Source organism: Zhongshania antarctica, assembly GCF_014202945.1.
GTDB lineage: Bacteria > Pseudomonadota > Gammaproteobacteria > Pseudomonadales > Spongiibacteraceae > Spongiibacter > Spongiibacter antarcticus.
This window is the reverse complement of sequence record NZ_JACHHW010000005.1, coordinates 233553-249994: the sequence shown is the minus strand read 5'-3', so window position 1 is coordinate 249994 and position 16442 is coordinate 233553. Positions and strand designations below refer to the sequence as shown.

Genomic DNA, 16442 nt, shown 5'->3' with positions numbered 1-16442 from the left:
TATTGCGGCTAGGCACCGTCGTTAAGTAGGCGCTCTAGGCAGTGCTCTTGGATACCGTAAAAAGTCTTAATATCGGCAATCTGCTGCAGCACTTCGCTGTTGTCGCGGTGTTGCCGCCGTTTTTGCGCAAGTATCATTTTGTTTTTACTGGTGTGCTCCAAAGAAATAAATTCAAAGACCTTGGTGTCGTAGCCATGCGCTTCTAGCAATAGCGCGCGTAGACCGTCGGTTAGCATTTCAGCCTCTTGGCCAAGGTGAATGCCGTGTTGGAGTAGCGGCGCGAGCGGTGCTGGGCTTTTCAGCTGGGGGCGAAGTTGTTTGTGGCAGCAGGGCGAGCACATAATAATGTCGGCGTTGCTGCGAATCCCCATGTGAATAGCGTAGTCGGTTGCCGTGTCGCAGGCGTGTAGGGCGATCATGACGTTAATGTGCTGGGCGGCAAAGTGTTGGACATCGCCCTGTTCAAATTTGATGCCCTGCAAACTTAGCTTTTTGGCGGTGTTATTACAGAGGTCGACCAGTTCTTGACGCAACTCTACGCCGGTGACCTGGGCGCTCATGCCCAGCTTGTCGTGGAGGTAATCGTGTAAGGCAAAGGTTAAATAGGCTTTGCCTGAGCCAAAATCGGCAATGTGAATCGTCTCGCGTTCGGCTAAAGCCGTATTGTTGATGGCGGTCGCGAGCACTTCAATGAAGCGGTTGATCTGCTTCCACTTGCGGGACATGGCGGGAATGATTTGGCCTTGTGAGTCGGTTATGCCAAGCGCCTGTAAATAGGGGCGGCTTTGCTCGACAAAGCGGTGTTTTTCGCGGTTGTGTTGCAGGGCGTCGACGGGCGCGGTGTCTTTGTTGCGGTGTTTATTGAGCAGCGGCTTGCCCTTCTTGCTAAAGCGCAGTTGAATTTCCCAGTCGGCACTAACCATGTGCGCGTTATTAAAGTCGTTGCCTAGCCAGCGCTGCAGCAGACTTACTGCGTCGTCTAAGCTGACATTTTTGGTGACGTGGCGGCTGCGGTATTCATAGAGAAAGGACAGCAGTACGGTGTTTTTCAAGCTGATGGGTCTAATGCTGATGCGATTGAGTTCGGGCTCGTCACCCTGGTATTTAGATAGCACCAAGCGCTGTAGTTGGCCCTTGTTAAACGCTTGCTGGCAGTCGCTAATAAAGCTGGTGGTGTGCTCTGCCGAGGGATTTGCGGTCATAGGTTTGCCCAATAAACAATCGAGGTAATACGCAGGGCGACGCCTCCGCACTAGGGAGTGATAAGTGTGGGCCGGATAGGGAAATCAGGCAAGTTTACAGGCATAAAAAAGGGCAGCTAAGCTGCCCTTTCATTTATGGCGTATCGCTTAAGGCTTGCGGGCCGGCGGCAATAATGGCCTCGGAAACATCAAATTTCTTGATGTTTTCCTGGAAGAGGCGCGCCAGCTTAGAGGCTTCAGTGTCATAGGCCGCTGCATCGCCCCAGGCTTTGCGCGGGTTGATGTATTTGTCATCAACGCCGGGAATCGCTTTGGGGATCGTCAGGTTCAGTGCTTCTAAGCGCTCAGTTTCGGCGCCAATCAGCGTGCCGTTTTGGGCGGCGGCAACTACAGCGCGGGTTACTGGGATCGGGAAACGTGAGCCAGTGCCGCCAGCTGCGCCTGAACCGCCAGTCCAGCCAGTGTTGATTAAGTAAACCTGAGAGTCGAAATCGTCGATACGCTTCATCAGCAACTCGGCGTAATCGCCAGCCGGACGCGGCATAAAGGGCGCGCCAAAGCAGGTGGAGAACGTGGGGTGAATACCCGCTTCAGCACCCAGCTCAGTTGAGCCAACCCGTGCGGTGTAGCCGCTCAAGAAGTGGAATGCCGCCGCTTCTTTAGACAAGATTGAAATTGGCGGAATCACGCCAGATACATCGCAGGTCAGGAAGATAACGGTTTTGGGTTCGCCAGCGGCGTTCTCAATAACGCGCTTTTCAACGTTTTCTAGTGGGTAGCAGCAGCGACCATTTTCAGTCAGGCTGGTGTCGTCGTAGTCGGCGTGACGAGTGTGGTCGTCAATGACGACGTTCTCGACAATGGCACCAAAGCGAATCGCGTCCCAAATAATCGGTTCGTTTTTCTGGCTCAGATTGATGGTCTTGGCGTAGCAGCCGCCTTCAATATTGAATACGGAGCCTTTTGCCCAGCCGTGCTCGTCGTCACCGATCAAGTAGCAGCTTGGGTCGGCAGACAGGGTCGTCTTGCCGGTGCCAGACAGGCCGAAAAACAAGGTGGTCTGGCCAGACTCATCGACGTTAGCCGAGCAGTGCATGGGCATTACGTCTTTTTCGGGGAGCAGGAAGTTCTGTACTGAGAACATTGCCTTTTTCATCTCACCGGCGTAGCGCATGCCAGCCAGCAGGACTTTGCGCTGGGCAAAATTGATGATGACGCAGCCGTCAGAGTTAGTGCCGTCGCGCTCAGGCTCGCAAACAAAGCCAGCGCAGTTGAGGATAGTCCACTCTTCCTTGCCTTTGGGATTGTATTTGGCGGGACGCACAAACATATTGCGGCCAAACAAACCCTGCCATGCAGTTTGGGTATTCACAACGACGGGAATGTAGTGATCTTCGTGGGCGCCAACGTGGAGTGAAGAAACAAAGCTGTCATGGTCTGCTAAGTAATCTTCAACGCGATCCCACAGGGCATCGAATTTAGCCGCATCGAAGGGACGGTTCACGCTGGTCCAGTCGATGGCATCGGAGGTCGATGGCTCTTGTACAATATAGCGGTCGCCAGGTGAGCGGCCGGTGCGCTTGCCGGTGGTAACGACGAGTGCGCCGCTGTCGGCGAGACGGCCTTCGCCGCGACTCAGGGCTTGCTCAATTAGTTGAGCGGGGCTTAAATCGGTGTAAATCGTCGTTTCAGCACTCATTCTCTGTTTTCCTGTCGCGTAATCCTGAGAGCAGCCTTGGGTGTTGCGGTGGGGTTGGCACGAAAGAGAACCCCCAAAGTGGCTGGTAATTTGGGGCGCCATTATTACAAAAAACCTATGTCAGCGCTAATCTTTGGGAAGAGAAAACGCTGTTTGGGGAAAATGCCCAAAATTAGTGCTTTTTTCAGTGACGGGTGAGGTCGCTGCCCTGCTCAAATAAACCGGCAATATCGCCGGCATTAAATTGATAGAGACGGTTGCAAAACTCGCAATTGGTTTCGATTTGACCCTGCCCTGCAAGGATATCGTCAAGTTCGTCGCGGCCGAGGGACATAAGCGCTTGAACTACTCGCTCGCGGCTGCAGCGGCAGCGAGCAACCAGTGGTTTGTGGTCGAATAGGCGAACGGCGTCTTGGTGGTAGAGCCGATAGAGCAGTGTTTCAACGTCCAAACTCAGCAATTCTTCGTTTTTGATGGTATGGGCGATGGTGCTCAGGTGCTCCCAGCGATCCAAATCGGGTTTGGCACTAGGCAATTGTTGTAGCAGCATGCCGCTGGCGTGCTCGCCGTCGGCGCATAGCCAAACACGTGTGGCCAACTGCTCACTGCGTTGAAAGTAGGCTTCAAGGCAGCGGGCGAGGCTGTCGCCATCGAGACTCACAATACCTTGGTAGGGCTTGCCGTTTTCTGGCGCAATCGTCATGGCCAGCTGGCCATTGCCAATGAGGGCCTTGAAATCGAGGCTAATGGCTTCATTGGCGTCCCGTGCAATGGCGCGCAGCTCCTGTTTGGAGTTGGCCTCGGCCATGATTAAGGGCACTTGGCCGTCACCGCGTACCTGCAGTATGAGCGCACCTTCAAATTTAATGGTGGCGCTGAGCAGGCTGGCGGCGGCGAGGAATTCACCGAGTAAATTGGCAACGCCTGGCGGGTAGTGATGGATGCTGAGGATGTCCTGGTAGCTTTTTTCTAAGCGAACATGCTCGCCACGAACGTCGCTATTGTCAAAGATAAAGCGGCTGATGGTATCGCTCATGGCAAATCGGGTGTCCGTAGTAAAATAAGCTGACAATTATAGCGCTTACTGGGGGAGAGGTCTTGGCTGATCTTGGCGATGGCCTCTTACTCGTCGTTTAGATTCTTAAAGCGATGAATTTGGCGGCGCTGCTTTTTGTTGGGGCGCTCGGGGTGCAGGGCGCCCGCCGCGGCACCAAGTATTTTGCGGTCGGCGGCGAGTTGCTCGCGAGTGCGAATACTGTCTGCGGTTTCACAATACAGTAGTGCGGCCTCCGGCGCGCCTCGGCGCTGGCCAGAGAGGGCGATAACATCCACTATTTTGTTGTCCCAGCCGGTGCGAATGGTGAGTGTTGCGCCAATGTGCACTTCTTTGCTCACTTTACAGCGTTCGCCGTTGTAGTGAACCTTGCCGCTCTCAACGGCTTGCTTGGCGAGGCTGCGGGTTTTATAAAATCGCGCGGCCCACAGCCATTTGTCTAAGCGAATACCGCTGGGCGCCTCAGCCACGATACGTCTCCCGTTTGGGAATGGGTAGAACTTCGCTAAAGTGCTGAATAGCTGGATAGGTCAATTGCTCGCGGATCGCCTGTTTGCTGTCAGGTTGGCGCAGTGTGAGTAGGTGGCGGATGCCGAATTTGGCTGCGGCATCGAGCACGCTGGCGGTGTCGTCTACCAGTAGGGTGCGGGCCGGATCAAAATCCCAGTGTTGGCGCAGGCGGTGCCAGAACTCTGGGTCCTCCTTGGGCTTGGCCAGTTCGTGGGAGGTAATCATCTTGTGCATCCAGCGCGCGAGATCAGTGTGTTCAAGTTTTAAATTTAAACTGTCGCGATGGGCATTGGTGACCAGCCAGGTTTCGCAGTGGCTATTGTCTAAGGCGCTCAAAAAGTCAGCGGTACTCGGGTGAGGGGCAATCAAATGAGCAATTTCGCGCTTTAGGGCGACAATATCAACATTGAGCTGGCTAGACCAATAATCTAAGCAATACCAATTCAGCGAGCCGCGCTCGGCCATGATGCGCTGTATTAAATCGTGTGCAACTTGCTCTGGTTCTCCGCCGTGTATTTCAGCGTAGCGCTTGGGGAGGTGTTGCGACCAGAAAAAATTGTCGTAGTGTAGGTCTAATAAGGTGCCGTCCATGTCGAGGAGGACGGTGTCAATCTCTTGCCAATTTATCATAGTTTGCCGGGGTCTGAAGCACCGGCCTTAATTTACAGCCCGCGCTTTATTGAGTTTACTGCTGACTGCATCACGCATTTCGATGACTTCGGCGTAATTTACGTTTAGCCACCACTCAGCGCGACTGTTGCCGTAGGCATTGATGGTGTTAGCACCACGGCGCGATTCTGGGTAAAACGTGTTGTCAGATTTGGTCTGGGCCATGATCGTTCCTCTTTACTTACTCGTTGACTACGTTCATTGAGCAAACAAGGTACTGCGAGGCCTAGCCTGGGAGTATAGGGAAAAGTCCGTAGCGAGTGAACCCGGGTGTTGAAACTGTGAACTGGTTACGGTTTGTGGGGCGGATTGAGCAAAACAGCGGGATTTGGCTCTGGGGGTGGCCTGTGACGACGAGCCTTATTAGCGCGCCTGGCTGTTTAGGGCAACGGCTGCGTGGTGTATTTCCAATACTTCGGCGTAGTTGATATTTAACCACCACTCACTCTGCTTAATACCATTGTTATTAAGCGACTGTTGGGCGCGGAAATTATCGCCAAAAATACCTTTATCTGCTTGTTGTGTGCTCATTTGCCCTGCTCCGTAGTCAGTGTCGTGATGGTGTTACTTTAACCTTGGGAGCTTATGCGGGGTATACGGAATAGCCACTACACAAAATAGTAGATGTGCGTTATTGAGAGAACGTGGGTGACGTGGTGCTTATTTTTGCGGTTTTAGTCGCTGGCGTACGGCTTTGGTGTCGACGGCGGTAGTCATGTCAATATCTTCGGCGTACGCAATGTCTAGCCACCAGTCATCGCGATGGCTGCCAAACTGACGGCTGTTGGTTGCTCGTCGATTTGCTGAAATGGGGTGTTGCTTTGTGGTTTGTCGTCAGTGCTAGTCATAGCCGTCGCGCGTGAAGTGGATGAACACCAAGCTTGCTTAGTTATTCAAGTATAGAATCTTTTACGCAGCGCGCCACTTAATAGATGAGTTAGGCATCGTTTGGACTAATTAAAAGACTGGGTACTGATACATAGCCAGTGTTTTATCGTGAGATTTTAGTTGCCGCGACGCTGCAATGCCGAAACCGCATGGTTGATTTCAATGGTTTCTGCGTAATTAACATTCAGCCACCACTCACTGCGCTTGGCACCATTTTGGTTTAGTGATGCTTGACGCATCAAGTTATCACCAAAGATAGCGTTGTCGATTGTCTGAGTTGATGTCGCCATGATCTTGCCCCGGAATCTATTGTTTTGTTGTATGGCGCTACTTTAGCGATACCAGGCTTTAGGGGGTATGCGGAATAGCCCTTACACGGATCAGGGGTTCTGGGCATTAAGCGGGATTATTGATACGGAGGTTTTGTTAGAACGCGGCGAGACGGGCCCGATTGGGCCCGAACGATATTACAGCATAAGGGCGAGCATACTGGCTTTAAATTGCTCTTTGGTGCAGGGAGACTGGCGGTAGGAAATAACCAGCCGCCCGACAATTTTGATCAGATCATCGAGCTTAACGCTGCGTTTATTACGTTCATTGTAAGCGTTTAACGGCGCTTGTAAGAGTTCACGCCAGTGCTCGTCAGACTCTTCAGTGTCAATGTGTGGCGAGGCTTCTGACGCATTGATACCAGATACTAAATCTATTTTTCCGGCTTCAGGTGGCCGATAGGTTGCCGCGAACCAAATACACTCTTCCAGCATGAGCGGAAAATTATTGTCATGAAGCGTAGCGATATCTTTTATCTTGTAAAACATCCGCTGCCGCTCGATTTCGATCAGCGCGGTAATAATATCGGACTTGCCGTTAAAGTAGCGGTACACCGTTCGGCGGGTGACATTGGCCACTTTGGCGATATCTTCAATGGTGGTGGACTTAATACCCTTCGTCATAAAACAGTCAACGGCGGACTTCAGTAGAATTTTCTTACCGGTATCGAGGTCGTCGACCCGCGCTCCATTGCCCCAACGTTTGTTTGTTTTCATAGCAAGTCTGCTCTTCAGCGCCTTTTAAAGTGTCACTATCGTATCATGTTGTAATCTTGCGAATGTCGTCTAAGCCCAAGAAACAGCTAGTGGATTGTACGTATTGCCTGCTTAAGTTTTGTGAGCCAGTAGGCGTTATTTGCAATTCTTAGTGGATAATCGACGCCAGAAGTTCAGATGTGACGGAGTAGATGCTCGTGGTGTAATGGGTATTGGGTTGTCAGGCGCGGTGGTTATGGTGGGGAAAAATGCGGCGCCAGCAATGTCAAACTGAGCTTGTGATGCCATAGGCGAACATCAGCGGCGGCGGTGAATACCGGTCACCGACAATGCTCGCTGTATAATGTCTATTCTTTATTGGTTTAGTGGTTTTTCCAGTACAAACTGATAAACATCAATTGATTTGCCCCGAAAGCCACCCTCGCAATAACCTAGGTAGTAATTCCACATTCGCTTAAAGCGTTCATCAAAGCCCAGCGGGGCAATCTCTGCCCAATGTTGGTTAAAGCTTTTTGACCACTCGTGTAGCGTGCGCGCATAGCCTAAACCAAAGGCTTCTTCATCGTGCAGGCGTAAGCCCGCAGTTTGGGCTTCAGTGCGGAAGCGTTCTGGGCTGGGCAGCATGCCGCCGGGGAAAATATAGGTCTGAATAAAGTCCGGATTGGCGCTGTAGCCGGCAAAGCGCGCTTCATCAATGGTGATGATTTGAATGGCTGCGCGGCCACCGGGTTTGAGCCGTTGGTGTATGGTTTCGAAATACGTTGGCCAATATTTCTCGCCCACGGCCTCAAGCATCTCAATCGACACAATATGGTCGTATTGACCCTCGGTGTCACGGTAATCGGTTAAACTGAACTCAGCGCTACCGCGCAATTCAATATTGTTCAAGCGTTGCTCAGCGTATTCCAGCTGGCGTTCAGACAAGGTGATACCGTGGAGCTTGGCGGCTTTTTGTTGGCAGAGTTGCTCAGCAAAGCCCCCCCAGCCACAGCCAATTTCTAAAACATGGTCGCCGTCTTTAATGCCTAGCGAATCGATTAGGCGTTGGTACTTGGCGTGTTGGGCCGAGTCTAGACTTAATTGTTCGTTGTGATAATACGCCGCGGAGTACGTCATGCTGGGGTCTAACCAGCGCTGATAAAAATCATTGCCAAGATCGTAGTGATAGCTAATATTGCGGCGACTGCCGCGCTTGCTATTGGCATTGCGACGATGCCGCCATTTTTGAATGGCGCCCTCCACTTTGCCGCTGTCGAGCATGCCGTCAAAGAACGCTTCGTTAACGGCAATCCACTCAACCAAAATAGCCAGATCGGGGCTGTCCCAATCGCCGTCCATATAAGCTTCGCTCCACCCCACGGAACCGCCGGTAAAGGCTTTGCGCACGGCCTTCCAATTGTGCAGAGTCACTACAGGGTTTAGGCGTTCGCAGGGATGTTCGCCAAATTCAACGCAGCTGCCATTAGGCAGGTTTAGACTCAGTACCCCTCTGGCCGCCTTTGATAATGGCGCCAACACTTTGGCGAGCATTTGTTGCTGGCGTTTTGCCCACCAGGCGGAGCCGAGGTTGTTTTCTAATGCAGCGGCGGCTGATTTCATAGTAGACCCTTTACGTATTCGGCAGATTTATTCATCAATACGTGAGATTGATGAATCTGGTTCAGCTGGCCGAGGGACTATTTTCAAACCTTGGCAAAATAACTTTAGTGCCTCCCAGTGAATACCGCCAAGTACTTTCAGTGTCATAAAGGGCAGGGCGCAGAAATTATGCAGTAGTTCACGGTCGGTGAATGGCCTGCGCCGGCCTTGGAACACGGCGTGGAGCAGGTCTTTTCCGCCTTCTTGGACGCGGATGCTAATGCCCAATTTATTATTTGGCTGGTGGAGCCGAAATTTATAGCGCATCGCCATATTGTTAAATGGGGATACGTAAAAGTTTTTGTCGCACTGTTGCTCAATAGTGGGGTTTTCGCGGTCGGCTTCGGGCACGGGAAATAAATAACTGTGCCGCTGCTTAAAGGTATTGCTTACTTCATAGAGCACCGCAAATAACTGATGCCGCTGGTTATAGCAGTAATAAACGCTCAGTGGGTTAAAGGTGTAGCCCAAAATACGGGGGTAGCAGAGAAGACTAACTCTGGTGAGGGTGTCTGTTATTCCCTGCTCTGCAAGGCAGCGCTCAATGTAGCGGCGGGGTGATTCGCCGCTGCCACTGCCAATATCCTTGAAATGGAAGCTGAACAAATTAAAGCGATTTAGCGAAAATAGGCGGCAGCGCTCTGCCGCAGCATCGAGCTCGTCGAGATCAAATAAAAAGCTGCTAATTCGGTAGGCAAAGCGATGGCTTACTGGCGCTAGACGTTGATGCCGTACTTCCCCCCGATAAATAGCGGTGCGTAAGCTAGCGCTCATGCGGCATTATCGATCACCGGCTTGCTGCTCAGGTGAATGCGACCGCTGGCATTGGGCACAATCCAGGGTCTGACGGTATTGCCCAATTGCTCGGCCACCGCCAAACCAGATTGAATGCCGTCTTCGTGAAAGCCATAGCCGAAATAACTGCCGCAAAACCAGGTTCGCTGCTGGCCCTGTAAGCTCCATAATTGGTGTTGAGCTTTGAGCGCGGCCTCGTTAAATACCGGATGCTGGTAGCTAAATCGCCGGTAAACCCGATCGCGACGCGGTTCTAGCAGCGGGTTTAAGGTGAGCAGGACCGATTCCTGGCAGGGCAGATGCTGCAGCAAATTCATCCAATAACTCACCGATACCTTGTTGGTGCTTTGACTGGTGTCAGCAAGGTAGTTCCAGCTCGACCAAACCTGGTGGCGCTTTGGCATCAAATTTTCGTCTCGGTGTAATACCGCTTCGTTTTCTTCATAGCTAAAGGCGCCGAGTAGGCTCTGCTCTGCGCTGCTGGGCTCATCAAGCATGGCCAGTGATTGGTCGGCGTGTCCAGCCATAACGACATGATCGAAGCGATGGCTTTCGCCATTCTGATCGACAAGAATTACATGGTCGTTGAAGCGATGTACCTTCCTAATACCGCAGTTTAATCGAATGCCATCGGCAAAGTCGGCACTCAGCCGTTTTACGTACTCGCGGGAACCGCCAGTGACGGTCTGCCATTGGGGGCGCTCATTGACTTGCAGTAAGCCGTGATTGTCGCAAAAGCGTAAAAAGGCTTTGGCGGGGTAGGCGAGCATTTTTTCGGTTGGTGTTGACCAAATGGCGGCGCTCATGGGCAGTAGGTGATCTTCGCAAAAGCCAGGGCCAAACTTCTCTTGGCGCAGCAGCTCGCCAAGTGATAAATCGTCAGGCAGGGTTTGCAGCCAGCCCGGGCTTTGCTTATAAAAGCGCAGCAAGTCCTGGATCATGCCCCAGAAGCGCGGACGAAAAACATTGCGCTTCTGGGCGAACATGGTGGCGACGGAGTTTGAACCGCTGTATTCAAGGCGGCCCTGATCCAACGACACGCCAAAGGACATGTCGGTGCCTTGATACGGAATGTCCAAGTACTTAAACAGCGCCACTAAATTGGGGTAGCAGTGCTCATTAAAAACAATAAAGCCAGTATCAACGGCAATGGTACCGGCACTGGTTTGGATATCGACGGTGTTGGTATGGCCACCGAGCCGGGAATCTTGTTCGAATAGCGTTACTTGGTGGTGTTTACTCAATAGCCAGGCGCTGCTCAATCCGGAAATGCCGGAGCCAATGACGGCAATTTTTAAGGGTGCTGACTTTAATGGTGTTTGCATAAATATATCGCTGATCCCGCTTTGTCTTATTTACGTATATTCAGCCTAAACAGATTTGCCACAGTCAATGCTAGCGACGCGACCAAGGTCGTCGTCTCTGTTAAGGAGAATGAAATGCGGAATCCTTTCCGAAGCTGGCAATTTATTCGTTACGCTTTGCCAGGCTTACCACTAGCGGCCTTAGGCCTGCCTTTTTATCTTTATGCACCGCTCTGGCTGGCTGAGCAGGCCGGCTATGGTTACAGCATAGTCGGTCTGGTGTTCTTTGCAGCGAGAATGACTGACGTGCTGAGCGATTTGCCCGCGGGGGCCTGGATCGATCGGCATGGCAGCCATCGCGCTTTGTGGCTCGGCGCTTGGCTGCTCATCGCCAGCAGTGCTTTGGCATTGGTTTATCTGCCCCACCCTTGGCCCCTACCATTATTGGCAGGTGGGCTCATACTACTCATGTTGGGCTGGACGGGTATTACTGTACCTTGGTTGGCGCTGCCTGTGAATATCTCATTTTCAGCGCTAGATCGTCTTCGTTATAACAGCAGCCGCGAAGCCATGCTATTGCTGGGAACCCTATTGGCAATGGTCCTGCCGGCTATACTGGCCCCGGCAATGCTCCCCTTAGTTCTTGTGTTGTTGCTTGCGGTATTACTGCTGACGGTTTGTTTGCAGGGGAGTCAGGCGGCACCCGTCACTACCCGCATTATAGGTTTTCGGGTGTTGCTGGCAGATCAGCGCTTACGCAGCTTAGCGTTGCCGTGGTTTACCAATATGCTGGCCAATGCGATTCCCGGAACTGTGCTTATACTGTTTATGCGCGAAGTGCTGCACGCCGAGAGCGAGCTCCCGATTGTGTTGATTAGCTATTTTCTCGCGGGCTTGCTGGGCGTGCCATTTTGGTATTTTCTCGCGCGGCGGATAGGTACCCTATGGTCCTGGCGGATCGGCTTGTGTAGTTCCGCGCTGCTGTTTAGTTTTGCTGCGCTACTGGGCGAGGGGGACGTGGCGTGGTTTATCGCCATCAGTATTGGCACCGGTCTGGCGCTGGGGGCCGATCAGGCCTTGCCCTCGGCCATGCAAACCGCTTTGGCGCAGACTTTGTCCAAAGAGCAGGGCGGTGCGGCAATAGGGGCGCGGATGTTTGCGCTATGGAGTATGTTAAGCAAAGCGGCAATGGGGCTGGCGGTCGGTGTGTCGTATTTGTGGTTGGGCAGCCAGACAGATGGGGCGGTACCGCCAGCATGGGCGATCAGCGCCGTGTATGTGGTGGCGCCAGTGGCGCTAAAACTAATGGTCTTTTTGATGTTGGGTCGCAGGTCGATAGTGGCCATTGAGGGTGGTGGACAATGAATAAAAATCGCAAGGCATATCTGCTCAGTATTCCATTAATGCTGTTTGCAGGCTTGGTATCGACACCCTTAATGGCGGCTGAAAATTGGCGTACCGTGAGCGCAGAAACCTTCAGCTTGCTCTGGAAGGATTTGACCTATACCCGTCTGCAGGTTGACCCCCAGCAAGCTCTGCCCACGTCCGGTGATATTCTGGCGCCAGATTACGCCAAGCAGATCATTATCGAATATAAAGTCGGGGTGTCGGCCGAGCGCTTTCGCAGTATGACCGACAAGGCGCTGACTGGGGCCTATTCGGCTGCGGAATTGGCCCCAGCTAAGGCGGACATCGCCTTATTTAGCAGCTGGTATAAAAGTGTTGAAAAGGGCCAGCAATACCGTCTTGCTTGGCTGCCAGAGCAGGGTTTGCTGCTGTATTTGAATGAGGAGCGTTTGGGTGCAATTCGGGATCCGAATGCCGCGGCGCTAATCTTGAGTGTGTGGCTGGGAAGGGCTGCCGTAAGCGAGTCGCAGCGCGATACCATGCTCGCTGCTTGGCGGAGGGCTGCCGCGGATCAGTAGGCCTCGGTGCCATTGCTTAAGGTATTGAATTTATTGGTAATAATCAAATGATCTAAGCTTAGAATATTTGTCCCAAAACCTGCCCATCGCTTGAAAACCCTAGGCTGAGCCCCTAGCATGCGCTGCTGATAGCCTGCCGAGAGTGAGACCTAGGTGAACACGTCTACAAAATTGACTTTAATATTATTGGGTTTGTCCCAAGCCGCTGCCCTTAACGCCCAAGAAAATCCCCAGGGGCGGCGGGGCTTAAGCATAGAAGAAGTTCTGGTTACGGCGCAAAAGCGTGAGGAGGGTGCCAATGACATCCCCTTGGCCATTGCTACCTATACCGGCGAAGACCTCGTTGCGCTCGGGGTCAGCGATACCACGGATCTTGGTAAATTACTGCCGGGCTTCTCCTACGCTGATGGCGGTTTCAACACCCCAATTTACACCCTGCGCGGGGTCGGCTTTAATGAAAATAGCCAAACCGCCAGTGCGACGGTGGGGGTTTATATTGATGAATTCAATTTGCCCTTCCCGATTATGACCAAGGGCAGTAATTTGGATCTCGCCCGGGTAGAGGTGCTAAAAGGCCCCCAAGGCACGCTTTACGGCCGCAATACCACCGGTGGCGCGATAAATTATATTGCCAATAAACCCAGTGATAGCTTGATTTATGGCGGCAGCGTGGGCTACAGCAGCTATGAAACCAGCGAAGCCAATGGCTTTATTAGTGGGCCGCTGTCTGAGACCGTGAGTGCACGGTTGGCGCTACGCGCCATTAATAGCAGTGAAGGCTGGCAGCGCAGCCGTACCCGCCACGCCAGCAGCGACGCCTACAACGGCAATACTGGCCGGAATTTAGGCGGTGAGTACCAGCAGTTTGGCTACGATACCTTGGGTAAAGTCGATAAGCAGAGTGGGCGTTTTTCGCTGAGCTGGTTAGCCGCCGACAATATTGATGTCAGCTACCATCTTGACGGCTGGCGCGATCGGTCTGAGCCTCAGGCCCTGCAAGTGATTGCGATTGAATCTCAGAATGCAACGTTGGGCGCGGCGGGCTTGCACCCTGAAGTTGCCGATTACCCTGTTAACGACAAAGACACCGACGACAATCGCGCGGCAGATTGGCCCAATGCTGGCATGGAATTTCGACTGAATGACAGCTTTTATTCCACCGGTGTGCGCGTGGGCTGGACCTTGTCAGAGGATCTCGAGGCGGTGTTTTTGGCTTCACTCGGCCGCTTTGAATCCGATGGCAGTTTTATTCCCCAGTCCGGCGTCGACACAGTGAATACTGAGCGCAATGTGTTCGCGACCACCGATTACTACAATTTGGAATGGCGTTTAACTGGCCATTACCGCGACGACGTCTTTTGGCAGCTTGGGGTTAACTACAGCGAAGACGATGTGGCCGAGTTTCAGCGCCTGCATCACGAGACGGTGAGCATTATTTTCCCCGTCGATGCGCCCAATGGCGACGGCGTGGCGGGGCTGGATAATCGCTCTGGTTTTGGCGGTAATCAGCTCGCCGAAGTGGCGGCGATATTTGCGCATAGCGAATGGGAATTCGCTAATGATTGGACCTTGAGCGGTGGCGCGCGTTACACCGACGAATCCCGTAAGTTTAATGGCTGCGGCCAGGATGTTAACGTTGGCGATGAGCCCGGCGCTGACCAAGATTCACCCGGCGCCCAAGACGAGGGTGTCGGCTTGGCGGGGGCCTTTAGCGGGATTAGTTTACTGCAATCACCACTGGCAGGTTATCTGCCCGGCACCGCGGAACAAGGCGGCTGCTTCACCTTGGATAATGAAACTCGCCAGCCCGGCCGGTATTTTGGTGAGCTAAGTGAAGACAATGTGTCTGGGCGCCTTGCACTCGATTGGCGCTTTGCCGAAGACATGCTGGCCTTTGTTGCCCTCAGTCGCGGCTTTAAATCGGGTAGCTTCCCAGTGATTAATATCTCGGATTCGGTGCAGTTTGAACCCGTTACCCAAGAGCAGCTCGACGCATTGGAGATCGGTAGCAAATTGACCTTGCTCGACAAAACCATGCAGCTCAATGCCTCGGTATTTGACTATCGCTATAAAGATAAGCAGTTAGTCACTAATTTCCGCGACCCAGTCTTTGGCGCGCTGCCGATTTTGCGCAATGCCCCCAAGTCTACCGTGCGCGGTGCTGAGTTGGACGTGAAGTACACGCCGATCGAAGGCCTGTATTTGTCCCTCGCGGCGGCGTATTTAGACACCGAAGTTGAAGAGTTTGTCAGTGGCGACAGCAATGGCGATGAGTTCGACTTTGCTGGCAAGCCCTTTAATTATAGCCCGCGCTGGGAATACACCCTGCTACTAGATTATGTTCTGCCCGTCTTTGACCGCTACGAGCTGTCGCTGGGTATCGACTACAGCTATAGCGGTGAAACCAACGCCTCGCTGGAGCAGGACGAACGCTTTTTCATTGATGATTACGGCCTGATTAATGCGCGGCTTGGTTTTGCGCCAGCGGCGGGCCCCTGGCAGCTCATGCTGTGGGGCCGCAACCTCGGCGACGAGTACTACTATAATAATGTCACCAATCAGCTCGACACCATCGGTCGCTACACCGGTATGCCGGTGACCTACGGTATTACGCTGTCTTGGCAGCCTTAAAAATTCGCTGTTTTACGCGTAAAGGCCTATATTAAAAAGATAATATAGGCCGCCGAGCGGCCGTTCACTGAGGACCGCTATCATTACCGTTGAAAGTTTTTTCATTTCCCTAAACAGCTATCTTTCCTTCCCTTTGGTCAGCCTTGGTAAAAACCCTGTGACGCTGGGGACCTTGCTCGCGGGTTGTGTGGTGGTCGGTATTGCATGGGCGGCTTCGCGAGTGTTGCGGGGTAGTTTGCGCTCAGTCGCCCAACGCCGCGCCGCGTTTTCAAGCAGCACCCTCTATACCATTGAACGTCTAATCCATTACGTGGTCTTGATCGTAGGGGTGTTTGTTGCGCTGTCGGTAATCGGTATTGATTTGAGCAAGCTAGCGCTGGTGGCCTCGGCGCTGTCAGTGGGTATTGGCTTTGGCCTGCAGGCCATCTTCAGTAATTTTGTGTCGGGGCTGATTATTTTGGTTGAGCGCTCACTGAAGGTGGGTGATTACGTGCAATTGGAAAGTGGCGTGGTTGGCGTGGTGGCGGAAATCACGGTGAGGGCAACGATTATTACTACCTTGGAAAATGCCGAGGTCATTGTCCCTAATTCCGAGTTTGTAAACGGCAAGGTCACCAATTGGACGCATACCAATAATTACTGTCGTATGCGAATTCCATTTGGTGTGGCTTACGGTACGAATAAAGAGCGCATGCGAGATGTAGTGTTAGAAGCGATAAAGGAATTGCCGCAAACCTTGTTGGATTTCCCTGGACGCGCGCCTACCGTAATTATGAAGGCGTTTGGCGATTCCAGTTTGGATTTTGAATTATTGGTTTGGGTTAAACCAGAATACGCTGCTCAGCAGAGTGGCACGCGATCCGCATTTTTGTGGGCAATAGACAGCGCGCTGGTCGCGGCGGGCATTGTGGTGCCGTTTCCCCAGCGGGATTTGCATATTGTGTCGGGCTTGCATCATGGCTCAGGGCCTACATCGGACGCTTATCCGAGTTTTAGTGCAGCACCGGATTAGGACATTAAGGCTTATTGAAGGTAGGGCTTGGCAGGCTAAGAACATCACCACTTAATTTGGAGATTGTAA

Annotated in this window: 16 protein-coding genes; 4 read left to right on the top strand and 12 right to left on the bottom strand. The window is 52.6% G+C overall.

The window, feature by feature from the left end; all coding sequences use genetic code 11:
* Positions 1–8: 8 nt before the first annotated feature.
* From HNQ57_RS10370 to HNQ57_RS10315, 12 genes are all read right to left on the bottom strand, one after another.
* Complete coding sequence (locus tag HNQ57_RS10370) at positions 9–1202, bottom strand: class I SAM-dependent methyltransferase (RefSeq protein WP_184462705.1); 1194 nt, start codon at positions 1200–1202, stop codon at positions 9–11.
* A 133-nt stretch (positions 1203–1335) separates the two neighbouring features.
* Positions 1336–3003, bottom strand: coding sequence for a phosphoenolpyruvate carboxykinase (locus HNQ57_RS10365; RefSeq protein ID WP_264299237.1), 1668 nt, complete (start codon positions 3001–3003; stop codon positions 1336–1338).
* Between the two features lie 82 nt (positions 3004–3085).
* Positions 3086–3937, bottom strand: a complete 852-nt coding sequence (gene hslO, locus HNQ57_RS10360) for an Hsp33 family molecular chaperone HslO (protein ID WP_184462701.1) — start codon at positions 3935–3937, stop codon at positions 3086–3088.
* Positions 3938–4023: 86 nt separating this feature from the next.
* Positions 4024–4425 carry an RNA-binding S4 domain-containing protein gene (locus HNQ57_RS10355; RefSeq protein ID WP_184462699.1) on the bottom strand — a complete coding sequence of 134 codons (402 nt, stop codon included), beginning with the start codon at positions 4423–4425 and terminating at the stop codon, positions 4024–4026.
* Positions 4418–5095, bottom strand: a complete 678-nt coding sequence (yrfG, locus tag HNQ57_RS10350) for a GMP/IMP nucleotidase (RefSeq protein ID WP_184462697.1) — start codon at positions 5093–5095, stop codon at positions 4418–4420. The genes HNQ57_RS10355 and yrfG overlap by 8 nt, the downstream gene beginning before the upstream one ends.
* 27 nt (positions 5096–5122) lie before the next feature.
* Complete coding sequence (locus HNQ57_RS10345) at positions 5123–5299, bottom strand: hypothetical protein (RefSeq protein WP_184462695.1); 177 nt, start codon at positions 5297–5299, stop codon at positions 5123–5125.
* Between the two features lie 198 nt (positions 5300–5497).
* Entirely contained in the window at positions 5498–5665 is a 168-nt protein-coding gene (locus HNQ57_RS10340; protein ID WP_184462693.1) for a hypothetical protein, read from the bottom strand.
* Positions 5666–6138: 473 nt separating this feature from the next.
* Entirely contained in the window at positions 6139–6312 is a 174-nt protein-coding gene (locus tag HNQ57_RS10335) for a hypothetical protein (RefSeq protein WP_184462691.1), read from the bottom strand.
* A 177-nt stretch (positions 6313–6489) separates the two neighbouring features.
* Positions 6490–7068, bottom strand: coding sequence for a TetR/AcrR family transcriptional regulator (locus HNQ57_RS10330; protein ID WP_184462689.1), 579 nt, complete (start codon positions 7066–7068; stop codon positions 6490–6492).
* A gap of 354 nt (positions 7069–7422) precedes the next feature.
* On the bottom strand, positions 7423–8667 hold the full coding sequence (locus HNQ57_RS10325) for an SAM-dependent methyltransferase (RefSeq protein WP_184462687.1): 1245 nt from the start codon (positions 8665–8667) through the stop codon (positions 7423–7425).
* Positions 8668–8694: 27 nt separating this feature from the next.
* Positions 8695–9480 carry a DUF1365 domain-containing protein gene (locus HNQ57_RS10320; protein ID WP_184462685.1) on the bottom strand — a complete coding sequence of 262 codons (786 nt, stop codon included), beginning with the start codon at positions 9478–9480 and terminating at the stop codon, positions 8695–8697.
* On the bottom strand, positions 9477–10826 hold the full coding sequence (locus HNQ57_RS10315; protein WP_184462683.1) for an NAD(P)/FAD-dependent oxidoreductase: 1350 nt from the start codon (positions 10824–10826) through the stop codon (positions 9477–9479). Before HNQ57_RS10315 ends, HNQ57_RS10320 begins: the two co-directional genes overlap by 4 nt.
* Before the next feature lie 114 nt (positions 10827–10940).
* Here HNQ57_RS10315 and HNQ57_RS10310 point away from each other — a divergent pair, with 114 nt between their 5' ends.
* The 4 genes from HNQ57_RS10310 (at position 10941) to HNQ57_RS10295 (ending at position 16373) form a co-directional block, all read left to right on the top strand.
* A complete protein-coding gene (locus tag HNQ57_RS10310; RefSeq protein ID WP_184462681.1) occupies positions 10941–12170 on the top strand; it encodes an MFS transporter in 1230 nt (409 codons plus the stop codon).
* Positions 12167–12730 (top strand): chalcone isomerase family protein, encoded by a 564-nt coding sequence (locus HNQ57_RS10305; RefSeq protein WP_184462678.1) that lies wholly within the window; start codon positions 12167–12169, stop codon positions 12728–12730. The genes HNQ57_RS10310 and HNQ57_RS10305 overlap by 4 nt, the downstream gene beginning before the upstream one ends.
* A 153-nt stretch (positions 12731–12883) precedes the next feature.
* Positions 12884–15361, top strand: coding sequence for a TonB-dependent receptor (locus HNQ57_RS10300; RefSeq protein WP_184462676.1), 2478 nt, complete (start codon positions 12884–12886; stop codon positions 15359–15361).
* A gap of 157 nt (positions 15362–15518) precedes the next feature.
* Positions 15519–16373, top strand: coding sequence for a mechanosensitive ion channel family protein (locus HNQ57_RS10295; RefSeq protein ID WP_184462674.1), 855 nt, complete (start codon positions 15519–15521; stop codon positions 16371–16373).
* Positions 16374–16442 lie beyond the last annotated feature (69 nt).

Coding starts and splice junctions, on each gene's coding strand:
- HNQ57_RS10370 (WP_184462705.1), bottom strand. CDS start 1,202: ATGACCGCAAATCCCTCGGCAGAGCACACCACCAGCTTTATTAGCGAC.
- HNQ57_RS10365 (WP_264299237.1), bottom strand. CDS start 3,003: ATGGCGCCCCAAATTACCAGCCACTTTGGGGGTTCTCTTTCGTGCCAA.
- hslO (WP_184462701.1), bottom strand. CDS start 3,937: ATGAGCGATACCATCAGCCGCTTTATCTTTGACAATAGCGACGTTCGT.
- yrfG (WP_184462697.1), bottom strand. CDS start 5,095: ATGATAAATTGGCAAGAGATTGACACCGTCCTCCTCGACATGGACGGC.
- HNQ57_RS10345 (WP_184462695.1), bottom strand. CDS start 5,299: ATGGCCCAGACCAAATCTGACAACACGTTTTACCCAGAATCGCGCCGT.
- HNQ57_RS10340 (WP_184462693.1), bottom strand. CDS start 5,665: ATGAGCACACAACAAGCAGATAAAGGTATTTTTGGCGATAATTTCCGC.
- HNQ57_RS10335 (WP_184462691.1), bottom strand. CDS start 6,312: ATGGCGACATCAACTCAGACAATCGACAACGCTATCTTTGGTGATAAC.
- HNQ57_RS10330 (WP_184462689.1), bottom strand. CDS start 7,068: ATGAAAACAAACAAACGTTGGGGCAATGGAGCGCGGGTCGACGACCTC.
- HNQ57_RS10325 (WP_184462687.1), bottom strand. CDS start 8,667: ATGAAATCAGCCGCCGCTGCATTAGAAAACAACCTCGGCTCCGCCTGG.
- HNQ57_RS10320 (WP_184462685.1), bottom strand. CDS start 9,480: ATGAGCGCTAGCTTACGCACCGCTATTTATCGGGGGGAAGTACGGCAT.
- HNQ57_RS10315 (WP_184462683.1), bottom strand. CDS start 10,826: ATGCAAACACCATTAAAGTCAGCACCCTTAAAAATTGCCGTCATTGGC.
- HNQ57_RS10310 (WP_184462681.1), top strand. CDS start 10,941: ATGCGGAATCCTTTCCGAAGCTGGCAATTTATTCGTTACGCTTTGCCA.
- HNQ57_RS10305 (WP_184462678.1), top strand. CDS start 12,167: ATGAATAAAAATCGCAAGGCATATCTGCTCAGTATTCCATTAATGCTG.